The organism is Cyanobium sp. L1E-Cus, from assembly GCF_024345755.1.
In the GTDB taxonomy this organism is placed as follows: Bacteria; Cyanobacteriota; Cyanobacteriia; order PCC-6307; family Cyanobiaceae; genus Cyanobium_A; species Cyanobium_A usitatum.
This window is the reverse complement of the sequence record NZ_JAGQBS010000003.1, coordinates 97032-112940: the sequence shown is the minus strand read 5'-3', so window position 1 is coordinate 112940 and position 15909 is coordinate 97032. Positions and strand designations below refer to the sequence as shown.

At 58.5% G+C, this 15909-nt stretch carries 6 protein-coding genes; 1 reads left to right on the top strand and 5 read right to left on the bottom strand.

Annotation, left to right across the window (positions count from 1 at the left end):
* Window positions 1-18 precede the first annotated feature (18 nt).
* Window positions 19-630: a TVP38/TMEM64 family protein gene (locus KBZ22_RS03395; protein WP_255021041.1), complete on the top strand. Its 612-nt coding sequence runs from the start codon at window positions 19-21 to the stop codon at window positions 628-630.
* A gap of 283 nt (window positions 631-913) precedes the next feature.
* Here KBZ22_RS03395 and KBZ22_RS03390 read toward each other — a convergent pair whose 3' ends face one another.
* The 5 genes from KBZ22_RS03390 to ligA form a co-directional block, all read right to left on the bottom strand.
* Window positions 914-5047 carry an alkaline phosphatase D family protein gene (locus KBZ22_RS03390; RefSeq protein WP_255021040.1) on the bottom strand — a complete coding sequence of 1378 codons (4134 nt, stop codon included), beginning with the start codon at window positions 5045-5047 and terminating at the stop codon, window positions 914-916.
* Between the two features lie 184 nt (window positions 5048-5231).
* A complete protein-coding gene (locus KBZ22_RS03385; protein ID WP_255021039.1) occupies window positions 5232-7796 on the bottom strand; it encodes an alkaline phosphatase in 2565 nt (854 codons plus the stop codon).
* 160 nt (window positions 7797-7956) lie between these two features.
* Window positions 7957-13395 (bottom strand): choice-of-anchor I domain-containing protein, encoded by a 5439-nt coding sequence (locus tag KBZ22_RS03380; RefSeq protein WP_396111585.1) that lies wholly within the window; start codon window positions 13393-13395, stop codon window positions 7957-7959.
* A 213-nt stretch (window positions 13396-13608) separates the two neighbouring features.
* Window positions 13609-13767, bottom strand: coding sequence for a hypothetical protein (locus KBZ22_RS03375; RefSeq protein WP_255021037.1), 159 nt, complete (start codon window positions 13765-13767; stop codon window positions 13609-13611).
* Window positions 13768-13859: 92 nt separating this feature from the next.
* Window positions 13860-15908 (bottom strand): NAD-dependent DNA ligase LigA, encoded by a 2049-nt coding sequence (ligA, locus tag KBZ22_RS03370; protein ID WP_255021036.1) that lies wholly within the window; start codon window positions 15906-15908, stop codon window positions 13860-13862.
* Window position 15909: the final 1 nt, after the last annotated feature.

Sequence of the window (15909 nt, the reverse complement as noted above, 5' to 3'; positions counted from 1 at the left end):
CACCGCTACGGTTCGTTCATGGATGGATCGGCACTGCTCGACCTGCTGCTGCCCGCCCTGCGCTCCCCCCTCGGTGCCCTGGCGTTCGTGCCGCTCTATGCGCTCTGGGTGACCCTGCTGCTGCCAGGGGTATGGGCTTCGATGCTGGCTGGCGCCCTGTATGGCACCTGGTGGGGCAGTTTGATCGTGTTTGTAGGGGCCTGCCTGGGGGCCGAGGCCGCTTTCCTGCTCGGTCGCACCTGGTTGCGCAATTGGGCCCGCCGGCGCCTGGCGGTTGTGCCGAAGCTGCTGGCGATCGAGCAGGCGGTGAGCCGGGAGGGGCTGAAGCTGGTGCTGCTCACCCGTCTCTCGCCGGCCTTTCCCTTCTCCCTGCTCAATTTCGCCTATGGCCTCAGCGAGGTGAGCCTGCGCGACTACTCCATTGGGTTGATCGGAATCCTGCCCGGCACGATTCTGTTCTGTGGCCTGGGCGCCCTGGCCGGCGATGTGGCCCGCTTCGGCGAAGTGCTCTCCGGCGAGGCCGATGCCGGCACCTGGGCTCTGCGCATAGGAGGCCTGCTGGCCACCGTCGCCAGCGTTTGGCTGGCTGGTAAGGCGGCGCAGCGGGCGCTGGGTAATCCGGACGCGTGATCTAGCCGAAGCCGGCTTGATTTAGGCGGCCGCCAGCCGTGCAACCTTGTAATTGTGTAGCCCAGTGTGTAGGCCAGGCGATCCGCGCGAGAATAGGGAATAAATCTAGGCCGGGTGTTTGACGACAAACTGGTTGAGCGTCCACAAACAAAAAAGCCCCGGCTCTAGGGCCGGGGCTTGAAGCCTGTTTAGCAGGAGTTTGGGTTGTATTGGTCTGGCGCTGGGAGTGATCAAGCACCAGCCAAGAATGGTCGCGAATTAATAAGTTTGCCGGTCTAATGATTTAGGCGATAGTGTCAAATTTAAAGACCAGAACGTTATCGTCAAAGTCACGATCACCGCCACCAAGCATATCTTCTAGGCCAAATATGTTTGTGCCAAGAACACGGAAGTGGCTGATCTTATCCGTATTGGCAGCGGCAAAACCAAAGAAAGTGTTGCCATTCACCTGGGCAAAGGGCGCCAAGAAGGTGGTTTCGCTGAGTGCGACGGCTTTTGAGGATGTTTGTTTGTTGCCAATGCTCAAGCCAGAGAGGCTGTCTACACGATTTTCAGTGCGTATGGCTGCAGCGGCGTAACCAATATCCTCAGGACGCAGTACAACACCACTGGCCGTACGCACAGAGCCACTCGAATCTAGGGTTCGGTAGAAGCCGGTAATGGAATCGTAACTGGCTTCACGGGCCATGTGAAGGGTGCCCCGAACCGTTTCACCCGTAGTGAATGATGAGAAATCCAGCACAGCTGCTGTGCCCTGCTCCTGGCCAATCAAGGCACTGAGACCCTGATTGCTGGTTTGAAGATCCAAGATGAAGCGAACACCGCTAGCTGAAGTGAACTGGGAAGAGTTTTGATTCCGCAAGGAGCCACTAAAGAAATTCAGTCGCGGATCGCTTTGGTCCAGCGTGCCATCAACTACTTCAAAGAAACGCACACTCTGGTTATTAAGCAAAAGAATGTCTTTAGTGAATGTGGTGCCAGATGGCAACATCACATCACTATTTTCCAGTGTGGAAAATAGGATTTGGGATTGACGGCGGATGGTGGCCAAATCCAGGGAATCGGCGCTTGCTACTTGGCTCTCTTCGAGTACTAAATAGCCGATTTGATTCGCCGTGGATGGCAGGACTTCCAGAGTAGCTCTTAAGAAAAAGCTAGCCGCCGCGCTGGTGTTGGTTGGATCCGATGCTTTTAGGATGCTGAGCGCTCCAATCTGAAGCACAGGATCTAGTTCGGCGGTGCCAACAGTTGAAGGGTCGACAATCGTGCCATTAACCGTTCCATCCTTGTCACCATAGCCTCCATCAATCAGCTTGAGGCTGACGAAATCAGTGACACCATCGCCGCTACGATCGTAAAAGCGAGCACCACCACCTTTAAGGGGATTGTAGGTGAGAGGGGCAACTTTACCCTGAGAATCAATGGTGTAGTAGGTAAGGCGCTTTGATGCCGCTGGAAGTGTATTGATAAAAGCGCCCAAATCCACACCAACGTTAAAGGCCGAAATCTTCTCTTCAATATCGGCTTCGAAGTTTAGGGCTCTTTCAGAGAGAGTTACCTTGGCGGTAGAAACATGGTCATCATAGCTTTTGTCTTTCTTATTTACTTTCTCACCTGTGTCCATCAGTTCAGCAGATTTCTTAGGATTAAAGTTGCCTCCATAATGCCTTAGGGCGAAGGTTTTGACTTCGCCCGTTGAGGTGGTCACCCCCAGAATGGAAGAATTAGCGGATTGCGGAGGTGCTTCCTTAAAGAGCAGCTTTGGGCTATATGGGGTGATGACTTTACCGTCATAGAAGCCCAGTTCTAGGTCGAGCGCAGCTACATCTTCGGCCTTGAGGCCTTTAGGTGTCTTGATACTGATATTGGTACCATCATTAGTGATCCAATCCGGTCCACGGAGTACAACCAGGCTCAATTGATCACCGTCTGGGTCCTGCCCGTAGGTGGCCGAGGGAGCTATCAATGCGTTGACGCCGGGAACAAGATTGAGCGTCGCACCAGTGGCTGCTTCCGTGAGGATTGGTGCTGCGTTGATACTAACTCCGGCCTTCAGCAACTCTTCTTTGGCGAATTGCCAGTTGCCTGAAACCGCCTTGCCATCAATAAAGGCCTGATCGATACCGATCTCATAATCAACGATGGACACTTTGCTGGTGTCACCAGCAACTGCATCGGAGAGAATGTAGAACTTATCTGGGGTCTCGTCGATAATTGCAGCTGTTGGATAGGTGATGCTTGAGCGCGGGCCTGAAGCATCACTGATCAGCAGTCCGCCGACCACAACATCATTGCTAGCATTAAGGTAGAAAGAGTCATAACCAAAACCACCGACCAGTCGGTTGCCACCCTGACTGTCGGTGTTGAACAGCTCGTCGCTTCCGCCGGCTGCGTCAATAAGCGATCCCACACCCGCAAAGATGCGATCAGCGCCGTCCGAACCCTGGATCGTGACATCAGCAAGCTGCACACCCTCGCGGGGGACGCTGGCATAGGACGCGGGGTTGAGCCTTGTCACCGTACCGGCACCATCCACGGCAACGCCGAGGACGAGATCCAGTTCGCGCCAGGTTGGTTCCCAGCTGATGAGCTGGTTCACGCTGAGGTTGAGTTCGCGCGTCGCGACAACTGTTTCGCTGCTCCATTGGGATGCGCCTGTGTTGGCATCAAAGCCATTCAACAATTGGAAGTTTCCCTGGGCCTCTTCTGCCGTGACCGTGAGATCTAGGAACCCACGGCGGTTCAGATCGGAATAGTTCAGGCCGCTTACATAGCCGCGGAATAGGCCATCAAGGCCATCCACGGAAGGGTACTTGCCACGGATGTAACCATCGGCACCGGGAAAGTATTTTTCAAGCCCAGGAGACGTCACACCTGGGGTGGCAAATTCCACACCCGCCACCGTGCCAGCTGGCTTGCTGCCAGGGGCCATGGTATCGAGCACGCCAGCCCAGGCGTTGTGGGTATCGCCGGCCAGGCTGATCAGCCGCTTGCCTTGGGCGAGGGCGGTCTGCAGGATCGTTTCCCGCTCGACGCCGTAGCCGTCCCAGGCATCGAGGTTGTAGGGAATTTTGCCGCCTTCAGCGAACAGGGCCTGCTCGGCCGCCGACAGCTCGGCAAAGGCGGTGCCGGTGGCTAGTTTCTGCAGAGGTGCTGCATATTTATCAAGCAGGCTGAGATTGCCGGCGTTCAAAAGTAGCTCTGCAGGCACCGCCATCGACTGCATCAGCACCTGCTGGCCGAGCACCTGCCAAGCAGCCTTCGATTGGCCCATCTGGTTTTGCAACCAAGCCAGCTGGGTATCCCCAATCAGATCCCTGTTCGGATCTCCCCAGGCTTTCTGCACGGCGGCAATTACCAGCTCCTGGGTAACGACGGGTGCCAGGGAAGGGGCGAAGGCCGCGATCGCCTGTTGGCCTACGGGAGGGGTAACTCCAAGCCTCGTGGCGTAGGCAATCAACTCAGTGGGGTTCGCGAGAATCGCGCCAATGCGAGCCTGCACGGCTGCCGCATCTGGGTATTCCAGCTGCTCATCCCTCCCCGTCAGCCGGGTTTCGAGCACATGTAGAGACAGAACCTCACCGAAGTCGAAGGAGCGGTAGCCCTGGGTGAGGGGTGTGGTGGCATCGCCCTTGTCGACGCCTTGACGCAGCAGTGGTTCGCGGATCGGCAGCCACTCGTGGTAGGCCTTGAGGGCAGCATCACGGCGCGCGATCCAGTCACCTTCTATTCCAGGCTGGTGATTTTCTGCACCACCACTCCAGCTGTCATTGGCGGTTTCGTGGTCGTCCCAGATGGCAATTAGGGGAGCTGCGGCGCGCAGGGCCTGCAGGTTTTGATCGGTGTGGTATTGGGCGTAACGCTGACGGTAATCGTCGAGGCTGACGATTTCTTTGTTCGGCAAGAAGCCCCGATCCGTGGCGGCGTCCTCTGCGGCTCCGTAACCTCCGGGGCCGTACTCATAGATGTAGTCGCCCAGGTGCACCAACGCGTCGTAGGGATTGACGGCGTTGACAGCTGCGGCGCGGCCGTAGGCCGCAAAGGTATCGGCGGCGGGGAAATTAGCGCAGGAGAAAACGGCAAGACGCACCGCTCCGCTATCAACAGGCAGGGTCTTAGTTTGACCGACAATCGACTCCCCATCCCCCACGCGGAAGCGGTAGTAATACGTGGTGTCTGCGGTAAGACCATCGGCCTCCACCTTCACCGTCCAGTCGCGACTGGCACTGGTGCTGAATGTGCCGCTATCGACGATCGAACCGGGCTCAAAGCCAGGGCTGAGGGAGGCCTGCCAAGTCCCATCAATTGGCTCGTTAAAGCTCTGGGGGGGGGTGATCCGAGTCCAGAGGATAACTGAATTAGCGTAGGGATCACCCGAAGCCACGCCATGGTTAAAAGCAACGATTGGTGATGGCATGGTCTGGGTGACTTTTGGGTTGGTGTTAGCTGGGGCCTAGATTTTGCCCGAGCCCTAAAGATGGTGGAATGCCTAGGGTAGGGGAACGATGTAAAGCGTTCCGCTTGGCTTAGACATCCCTTTGGAAAGTGATCCTGATCCGCTGGTTAAGGGCGAATCAGGACCACAGAATCGACAGACCCAATCAGAGCAGGGTTGTAAGACCAGCGAAGTTGGATTGGTTATTGAGCACGGAAGCACTCATGTTAGTGAAGTGGCCTAGCTCAGTTGCGCCCATCTTCAGGAGGGTGTCGCCACCCACTTGGGTGAAGCTGAGGGCGCTGAAAGCGACTCCCTGCAGGCCGATTTTGTCTTCACCGGCAGTAAAGTCCATCACGAACTGCTTAGCAGTGGGGCCATCTCCAGACCTAATCAGCCAGAACTGGTCATAGCCAGCGCCACCATTGAGGTAGTTGGTGCCTGCAGTTTCAAGGATCTCGAACCGGTCGTCGCCCAAACCGCCTAGCGCCCGATTACCGGAGCTGCCGATGATGAAGTCGTCGTTTCCGGCATTTCCGCTGAGGCGGTTGCCATTGCCGGCGTCGGCAGTGATCACGTCGTCGTCGCTGCCGCCGGTGATCACATCGCGGCTGCCGGCGTAGATCACGTCGGCGCCGGAACCAGTGAAGATCGTATTGCGGAAGCCGTCGTTCAGGTCGCTGTTCACCTCGTCGACGCCAGCACCGGTAAAGATCGTGTTCGCTTTGAAGGTGAGCTGTTGTGCCGCATTGGCAACCAAGAGGTCGTCGCTGCCGCTGGTGAAGGCGAGCGTGGGGCTCACAACAGAGTCTTGGGCAGTCATTAGACGCTGCTCCGGGGTGCTACCACCCAGGAGGCTCGCCTCCATGGCCAAGTCCACATGGGCTTGGTCAATCATGTTAGGAATACCATTAATCACGGTGCCGTAGGCCTCGATGCCCGTACCAACAAACTCCTCGATCAACTCACTATCTGCACCCTTGTAGTAAATGGGTACGGGGCGTTGGGTATGGGTCCACCAAGCATCACCCAGGCCAGTGCTGCCATCCTTCAATTTGGCATCTGTGCCCCAGAAGTGGCCGACCTTCTCCGCATCTCCAGCTGACCACTCGGGGGTTGAGCCGTTGGTCAGGGTGGGGGTCAGGCTGGTGTCGTAACCCTTATTTACACCTGTAGTTGCCTCGTTCGGTGCGGCAACCGTAGAGGCTGTACTGGCCAGGATTGACTCGGCAACCTCCCTGGGGAAGTTGGGGAGCAGGGTCAGATAGTGGTCATGATCAGCGGTAACCATTATCTGGTTGTTCTCCCAGCCCCCATTAGCTGCTACCCATGTAGTCGCCGTGGTAACGACATCATCCATGTCATGGAGGGTGCCGAGCAACAGGTCCATGTTGTCAGCATGGGCGGCCCAGTCGACGTCGCCAACTTCCACCATCAGCCAGAAACCATCCTGATCCTTGCCGAGGGCCTTCAGCGCCTGGCCGGTTAGCTGGGCAACCGTGGGGCTGGCTTTCAATTCTGCAACAAGGGCCTCACCAGTCAAGGCTGTATTGGTAGCGACTAAATTGGAATTAGTCGTGTAGGCACCAGTGCCAGTGGCTGAGTAGTCGCTGTCGGCAGTACGCCAGGGGAGGTTACCTCCTTGCCCTTTAGCACCGTAGATCCCCATCAGGTGATCGGTGTTTGGATTGAAGGCTGTAACAGCCTCCTCAAGAAGCTGAAGACTAGTTTTGGCTGCCTTGTCACCGGTGTAATTATCGTTACGACCGAGCACTGTCCAGCCTTCCTCCTTAATGGTAGGGCCAGAGGGGGTCTGGGTAACAATGTCCTTGCCAGCAGCATCTTTTCCTGTGACTGCCTGCTGTCTTGCCTGGTAGGTGCCAGCGACCAGACCAGTGAGAGCAGCGACACTTACATAGGAGGTGCCGCCTGCCGGGTTGCCGCCGCCCAAAACAATCTGGGGCTTGGAATCAAACAGTATCTCATCAAGAATGTTATCTGTGAGCTCAAGGGGGTGGCCATCCACGCCGAACTTGCCGGCATTGGATGATTCTTGATATTTATTGCGGCTATTGACATTGGCGACAGCAGCTGCGGGAGTTGCATGGTTGATTGGCACCGAGGTGACAACGCCGCCGGATTTGCCTGCGGCTTGCGCCTCCATCAAGATGGATTCGAAGCCGTGCTCTTCAATGTCGACAGAAATGGCACCATTGTAAGTCTTGATGCCGCCATAAAGGGTCGATGCGGTATTGGCAGAATCAGGATAATCGCCCTTGATGTAATCTTTTTCGAAGCCTGCACTTGTATTGCCCCTGTTTTCGTAATAATCTGCATCCCATGGCGTTTCACCCCCCTTAGCACTATTCCAGTTTACATAATTGGTGCTGGGGTCAAAGACAAAGCCATCACGAAGGGGAGCGTCCCCAGTGTCGTGGGTAGAAGTGGTGCCCTGGAGAGCGCTGTTGTTTGTGCTACCAGCAATTTTAGTTGAACCGGTTGTAACTAGGCTGAAACCCTCGAAATCCTGATAAGGGGTGCCTGATCCCTTGCCAGAGGTGTAGTAATCGTTAATAGTGCGGGTGGCAAATACCGCCTTAATCTCCAGATCAGTTTTGCCTGCCGCCTTGAGAGTATTGATCTCTTTTTCAACCTGGTTGTAGATGGCACTGGAACGGGCCATCTCCCAGCCCATGCCATCGCCGATGATCAGAATGGTGTTCTTGGCCATTGGAAAGGATGTGCGAAAAGAATTTATGCTTGATTACGCTAAGGCAGATTTTGCATGGAGAGGGTGACTGCCTGTACGTGGCTTTGTCGTGCAGACGACATCGTCACGTACGGGCAGTCCTTTCTAAGCCATGATAGGGAAGTGAGGTGCCAGGATGATATCAAGCCAACAGGAAGTTGATCTGGTTGTTAAGAACACTAGAGCTGACGTTAGTGAAATGACCCACCTCAGTTCCGTTCATCTTCAGGAGCGTGTCACCGCCTACTTGGGTGAAGCTGAGGGCACTGAAAGCCACGCCCCTTAGGCCTACCTTGTCTTCACCGGCGGTGAAGTCCATCACGAACTGCTTAGCAGCAGGCATATCGCTAGCGCCACTGACCAGCCAGAACTGGTCGTAGCCAGCACCACCATTGAGGTAGTTGGTGCCGGCGCCTTCGTTGATGGTGAAGAGGTCGTTGCCCGCACCACCGAGGGCCCGGTTGCCGGAGCTGCCAATGATGAAGTCGTCGTCGCCGGCGTTGCCGCTGAGGCGGTTGCCATTGCCACCATCGGCATAAATCAAATCGTTGCCGCTGCCGCCGGTTATCACATCGCGGCTACCGGCGAAGATTGTGTCAGTACCAGAACCAGTGAAGATTGCGTTGGCGGAACCGCTGAGAGATTCGATGTCAACCTTGTCACTACCAGCACCCGTGAAGAGGACATCTCCCTTGGCATTAAACCCTTGCAACTTGAACGACTCAGCAATACTGTCATCGTCTCCGGCCGTCCCCAGCTTGACATCAATCACTTCATCGGTGGCTAATGCTAAATTCTGCAAGCGTTGATCCTGGGCGGCGATTGTTTCGGGTTGGTTGTAAGCAGTAGTTGCAGTTCCGTAATTGACCTTTAGGTATTCGGCCAGGGCATCTTGCTCTGTTCCATCGCCACTGAAGCGAGCGGCCCCGGTGGAGGCTGCCGTGAGATTGAACAGGTCGACGCGGTTGGATGGACCCGCAACGTTCTGAACAGCATCGGTGGGGAAGGGATAGCCATCTCCTCCAACGGTCGTTGAACCGGGTCCACCGGCCAGGTAATTGAGCGTCACCATCCGGAACGTGCGGGCCGGATCACCCACTAGGGCCCCGCCGCGCACCACCACATCCAGGTCGTTGCCCTGGCTGTCTTGAATGGCCAGGTTGAGGATGCGACTGTTGGCCGGTTTGGTGAGGTCGAAGCTGAACGCCAGGCCGCTCACCTGGGGGAAGCGACCCTGGTTGGGGTACGAGGCAATGCCGTACTCAAGCAGTTCTTTAAGCTTGCTGGCGCTCACGGTTACCAAGGAGAGGCTGTTGTTGAATCGCAGCGAGTTCTCAATATCCAGGGTGGAAACAGCCCCCTCAGGCTTGGAGGCGGAGGGATTGGCGAGGGTGGTTTCCTTCGCCCCACTCACCACATCAACCGATCCAATCTGGGAGCGGATGCCGCCGCCATTCTTGAGGGAGAGCACAACCGTTGGGTCGATGCTCTTCGCATAGAAGAGGTTGGCGTCAGCCGACAGATTACCGAGGTTGGTTTCCTCTGAGCGCACGAAGGCCCGCTCACCCTCTAGGTAGACATTGGAGTAGCCCCAGAGCTGGCTGTCCTTGGTGCTGATCACGGCCTGAACCGCATCGGTAAGATCCTGCACGTTTTCAGCCTTGGTTCCGTCCGCGAAGGCGGTGGTTGCCAGTTGGGCTTCGGTTACGTTCCAGGCCTTGGCCACATTGGCGGCGGTAGCGGCATAGGCACCACTCACCAAGGGATCAACGCTGGCAGGAATGATGCGGCCCTGGGCGTCGAAATCCACCACCAGGCGGCCGAGGTAGGTGTATTCGTTGTCGGTGTTGACGATCAAGGTGGTGCCGCCATCGGCGCCTTGGGTAACGATGGGATAGGTGTTTGCGAAGTTGGCGTCATGGCCGGCGAAGGCAACGGCCTGATCATTGCTATCGCCTAGGCGAGTGTTCGAGCCGGCTGCCAGGATGATGTCGACACCACGCAGCAGCGGCGCTAGGGCCTGCTCATTACTGATCTGCTGCAGGTGGGACATCAGGATCACCTTGTTGACCCCCTGGGAGATCAGGTCGTCGATCACCGGCTGCAGCTGGCTGGCCAGCAGGGCCATGTTGTCGACCTCGGAGCCGTCGCCGCTAAAACCCTTCACTTCCACGCCACCGGTGGAGCTGATCTTCTCGATGATCTGGGTGGTGGCACCCACTAAGCCAATCTTCTCGCCGTTCTTGGTGACCACGGCCGAAGGCACGATCCTGCCCTTCTGAGCAGTAGTTTCCTCGAGGCCAGCCGTGGCGGTGGTATTGGTGAACCGCGGGTTCAGATCAGTGTCAGCGCTGAAGTCGAGGTTGGCGGAGAGGTAAGGGAATTGGGCTCCGACCCAGCCAGTAACCGAAGCCGGCGTGAAGGAATCCTTAAACACCCGCGAACCCAGATCAAATTCGTGGTTACCGATCGTGGAGGCTTCTACGCCGATCAGGTTGTGGATGGCTATATCAACCGCTCCAACCGGATGGTTGGTGGAGGTAGCCATGCTGATGGTGGAACCAGTTACGGCGTTCAGCTCGTCGCGCACACTGATATCGGTGCCGCCATTGAGGAAGGGGCCTGGGATGAAGTTGTCGCCACCGGCCAGGATCAGAGTGTTGGTATAGGTGTTATCAAAACCATCAACGAGCGCTGCAAGGTAAGGCGCCGTCTGCGAGGCCAACAGACCCGCTTCACCATCGGAGAGGTGCAGAAGCTGCAGGCGATAGGGGATCGGGAAATCCAGTACCGACACCACATCGTTGCCTTCGCTGGAGGCGATCACGCTGCGGGCGACGTTGGTGGGGCTGGTGAGGAAGGTGATCCCCTCAATCCGCTGGGCATTAGGGAAAGTAATGGGAGGGACAGCCACCGCGGCATACGGGTTAGAGACATCGAAGATCGCCGCCATGCTGGTGGTAGTTCGCTCCAGGGCCACGAAGGCGTAGGTGCTGCCATTGATGGTGAACACTTCCACCATTTCGGGCTCGACACCCTTGACATCTTCACGATCGTTAACCGGATAGAGGGTAAGGGTATTGGCGAGCTCTTCAAGGGCCACGCCCGAATCCCAAACAACGTTCCCCTTGGAATCAAAGATCCGTAGGGAACGGGAACCGGTCACGTAGGCCTGATCGATGATGCCGTCACCATCGAGATCACCGGTGTTGGTGAGGATGTTCAGTCTTTGGGCGTTGGTTGCCACAAGACCTGCCTTCTGGACGTCCGTGGCTGCGGCTGCAGCGGTGAACAGGGCCGAGACCCGGTTGGTTTCGTCGGGGTTGAGGAAGTCGTTGCGGTCATCGCCTTCACCAGCGGCGAGAATGAAGTTTTCGCCCTTGTAGGTGAAGGTTGCCAGACCATCCGGCATCACTAGGCCGTAAACATCATGGTTTGTGGCAGGGGTATAGCCGACCTTCGGGTCGTCTTCGGTATCGAGGGAAGGGTTGCTGAAGGTCACCACCGTGAAAGTGTTTCCGTTAGCTCCTTCGGTGCCGAAGTCGTTGTCGTAGTTGATAACGATTGAGCCGTCGTCTCGCAGGGTGAGGCCTTCGGGTTTGTCGTAGCTGAGGCTTCCACCCACCGAAGGCAGGTTGAACAGCTCCACCTTGTTCACCAGCTTGATGCCGGCGGCTGCTAGGCGGTCGGCGCTGGAGGCGGAATAGACGCCATTCACCAAGGTGAGGCTGTTGTCGAGCAGCTCGGGGCTGGCCACGCCGATTTTTGCGAGCCAGCCACTGGCCGCCTGATCGGCGGCGAGGGTGACAGGCAGGGTGTCGCTAGCACCGCGCAGATCTACCTCGTAAACACTCTTAAAGCCGTTCAGCAGCCGGCTGCTGTCGCGCTCCATCACCAGGAACACATTGCGGGCCGCGTCGTAGGCGACATCGCCAATCTTGTCCTGGCCAGAACGACCGCTCAGCAAGTAGAGATGTTCCTTGACCGGGGTTCCGGTGGTGGGGTCGATCGCCAGGATGCGGGTGAGTTGGGAAGGACTGCGCTCGGCTGCAACACCATCGTTGTTACTGTCAATATCCAGCGGGCTCTGCATGAACGCGTACAGCAGGTTGTCCTTGCTGTTGAAGGCCATGCCTTCGATACCGCGGTTGCTCCAGCGGTTGCCGTAGATGGCGGGCAGGCTATCGATCGTTTCGGCGCCGATCGGGGTTGCGCCTCCCACGTTGTGCTGGGCGCTCAGCAGGGCCTTCTGGCCAGAGGGGATATAGCGCTGGATCAGATTGCCTGTAGTGAAATCAAAGATCGCAATCTGGCCGCGATATTCATCGCCGACGGCGAACACATTGCGGGATACTCCACCGAACGTGGCGGTGAAGATGGAGATGGTTTCAGAGTCAATGCCGAAGGGGTCGTAGGCAAGGCTCTGGTTAGCAACATCGACCGGGATGTCATCTTTTCCTTGCAGCTCCGGCAGGCCGGTCAGCGGGGTTCCGTCGGCACGCTTGAGGCCGATCTTGCCCAGCTCGGTGACTGCGCCAGTGGCGCGATCCATGCCCAGCTTGAAGATGGTGGGCTGGAAGTCGGGATCGAGAAACTGTCGTTTGCCGGCAACCAGGGCCCCGTTTGGGCCCCGGTCGGTCACCGAGTAATAGATGTCGAGTGTTGCGGTGCCGACCGTTTCGGTGCCAGCAAAGAACAGGCCGGAAAGGCCGCCTGCCTGAGCGCCAGTGGGGAGATTCTGGTTTCCAGCTGCGTAAGAAAGGGTATAGGAGTAATTCTTGGCGCTGGCAGTGCCACGATCCCAATCCTGAATGCCTGCCGAGAAGATCGCCGTGATCGCAGGGGTTGTTGTGCTGATATCGAGCACAGCGATCGCGTTGTTTTCCTGCAAGGAGATGTAGGCCGTCTTACCGTCGGCGGTGATCGCGATCGCCTCGGGCTCGATGTCTTGAGCCAGGGTGGTGGTGACCCCGGCTTTGCCCGTGATGCGGATGCCGCGGTTGCTCAGCTCGGCCTTGCGGTTGTTCCAGGCACTGAAATCAACAGTTTGCACATTCGTCTGGGCTGGCACCACAGGTGTCGCGGCGAGATAGCCACTGGTGTCGATCAACGAGATCGAACCCACAGGGTCAATTGTGTAGGCGGTGTTGGGCTCGCCTTCATTGGTGAGCAGCAGCTTCTTGCCATCGCTGCTGAACTTCACCATGTCGGGCAGGGCGCCCACGGTGACGGTGCTGAGCAGGGTCGGAAGAGAGGGATTGGTCAGGCCATAGAACTGAACAAAGCCTGAATCGGTCTTAACAGCGTTCTGCACCGCAACTGCGAGCAGATTGCCAAAGACCGCCACGCTCTGGAAGGTTTCACCGACGACGTCGGAGGTTCCGCGAGCCACAACCACAGGGCTGGCCGGATTGCGCAGATCGCTGACTCCAAGGGCACCAGATCCGCCGCCTACTGTGTACAGGTAGCCAGATTTAGCGCTGTAAGCGGAGATTTCCGCATTCGCTTTAATACTTGCGAGAGAGAGAACATCCCCAACTGCAACTGTGGCCGGGTCAAGAATACTGAAGACTAGTGCCACGCTGAGTTGAGTCAGATTTCACAACCTTGCCAACTCTTGACCCCGCTGGGGGTTAAGGGTTGGTTATCAGTTTGTTTATTAGGGGCCTGAAGTCTGGCGCCTTACTTCAGCTCGTATTAGGCGATACATGCGCAGAGTTTTTGCATCCGCCTTAGGCCTATGGCTTTAAGCAAGCCTTTACCTTCTTGGCTATCTCTTAACTCCGGGGCGAGTTCACGTTGTTAGCCGCCAATCCCGCAGCGCTGCGATCAACACAAACCAAGCCAGCCGCAGTTTTGCCAGCAGCCCCTGCTGGGCGGCCAGTTGGTCGTATTTGGCGCGACCGCACTCCGTTTTGATCCAGCGGTAGGCCTGCGGCTGGGGATGCTCCATGAAGTCATCTTGCCGCGCGGGCTCCTGATGGCGATGAGGAGGCATCTATAGCTGAAGTGATCGCCCTGCTCCAGCCTTAACCAGATCCAGACTTAACCAGCTCCAGCCTTAAGCAGCTCCAGCAGTCCAGCTTCATCCAAAACCGCCACCCCCAGGCTCTCGGCCTTGCTGAGTTTGCTGCCGGCCTCCTCGCCGGCCACTACGTAGCTGGTTTTCTTGCTCACCGAGCCGCTCACCTTGCCACCGGCCGCCTCAATCAGGGCCTGGGCGGCGCTGCGGCTCAAAGACGGCAGGCTGCCTGTGAGCACAAAAGTCTGCCCGGCTAGGGGCGTCTCGGAACCAGCTCCAGGTTCCTCGGGCCCGGCTTCCAACGAGAAGCCCAGCCGCTCCAGATCCTCCAGCAGCAGTTGATTGGCGGGGGTGGCAAACCACTGCTGCAGCGATTGGGCGATTTCAGCGCCAATGCCGAACACGGCGGTAATCGATTCGGGTGTGTTGGCGGTGGCGGTTGCCAGATCAGCAGCACTAGGGAAGGCTTTGGCCAGGGCTTTGGCGTTCACCTCGCCCACGTGGTGGATGCCCAGGCCGTAGAGCTGGCGGTGCCATGGTTGCTGTTTGGATGCGGCCAGGGCAGTCACCAGGTTGTCGGCGCTTTTGGCTCCCATCCTCTCCAAGCTGGCCAGCAGGGCCCCATCGAGGCCATAGAGGTCGGCGATCGAGCCCACTAGGCCCCGATCCACCAGCTGCTCGATCAGCTTGGCTCCCAGGCCATCCACATCCAGGGCCCCCTTGCTCACCCAGTGGCGCAGGGCGCCGCGCAGGATCGCCGGGCAGCTGGAATTGACGCAGCGGGTGGCCGCTTCGCCTTGCTCCCGCACCAGCTCCGAGCCGCACTCGGGGCATACCTGGGGCAGCTCCAGCCTCACGGCTCCCGCTGGGCGCAGCTCGCTCAGCACCCGCACCACCTCGGGGATGATCTCGCCGGCCTTGCGCACCACGATCGTGTCGCCGGCGTGCAGATCCAGCTCCGCCAGCCGGCCGGCGTTGTGCAGGGTGGCTCGGCTCACGGTGGTGCCGGCCAGGGGCACCGGCTCAAATTCGGCCACGGGAGTTACCACCCCGGTGCGCCCCACCTGGCAGGCCAGCCGCAGCAAGATGCTCGGCGCCTCCTCGGCGGCGTATTTCAGGGCGATCGCCCAGCGAGGCGCCTTTTGGGTGAAGCCGGCGGCGTCCTGGAGGCGCAGGTCGTTGAGCTTCACCACCACGCCGTCGGTGGCGTAAGGCAGGGCGCGGCGGCCCGTGTCCCAGGCGCTGAAGAAGGCTTGCACCGCCGCCAGATTCGGCAGCAGCTCGGCATTGGGGTTCACCTTGAAGCCTGCGGCCTGCAGCCATTGCAGGCTTTGCCACTGGCTGCTGGGACCCTGGGGCGTGTCTTGCGGCAGGTGCAGGGTGTAGGCGAAGAAATCCAGCCGCCGCGCCGCCACCACTTTTGGATCCAGCTGGCGCAGGGTGCCGGCGCAGGCGTTGCGCGGGTTGGCAAACAGGGTCTCGCCGCGGGCAGCCCGCTCGGAGTTGATGGCAGCAAAGGTGTCATCGGGGATCAGGGCTTCGCCGCGCACCTCCACCCAGGCAGGTGGGTTCTCGAGCTGCAGCCGTAGCGGCACCGAGGCGATGGTGCGCACGTTGGCGGTGATCTGCTCGCCCCGCTCGCCGTCGCCCCGGGTGGCGGCCTGCACCAACAGCCCGTGCTCGTAGCTGAGGGCCAGGGCGTTGCCGTCGATCTTCAGCTCCCCCACCATCTCTAGGGGGGTGGCTGGCTCGCGGTCGAGCACCTTGAGCAGCCGGCTATACCAGGCTTCTAAGTCGCCTGGGTTGAAGGCGTTGTCGAGGCTGAGCAGGCCGATGCGGTGCTCCACGCTGCTGAACCCCGCAGCCGGAGCGCCCCCCACCCGCTGGCTAGGGCTGTCTGGGGTGATCAGCTCCGGGTGGGCTGCTTCCAGCTCCAGCAGCTCTCTGTAGAGCCGGTCGTAGACCGAATCCTCCATTTCTGGAGCATCCAGCACGTAGTAGGCGTGGGCGGCTCTTTGCAGCAGCTGCCTCAGTTCGCCGGCGCGGGCCTGGTTGGGGGGAGCGGCGCTCACG

Excerpts from the sequence above, each read along its gene's own strand:
- KBZ22_RS03395 (WP_255021041.1), top strand. The coding sequence starts at position 19 with ATGGATGGATCGGCACTGCTCGACCTGCTGCTGCCCGCCCTGCGCTCC.
- KBZ22_RS03390 (WP_255021040.1), bottom strand. The coding sequence starts at position 5,047 with ATGCCATCACCAATCGTTGCTTTTAACCATGGCGTGGCTTCGGGTGAT.
- KBZ22_RS03385 (WP_255021039.1), bottom strand. The coding sequence starts at position 7,796 with ATGGCCAAGAACACCATTCTGATCATCGGCGATGGCATGGGCTGGGAG.
- KBZ22_RS03375 (WP_255021037.1), bottom strand. The coding sequence starts at position 13,767 with ATGGAGCATCCCCAGCCGCAGGCCTACCGCTGGATCAAAACGGAGTGC.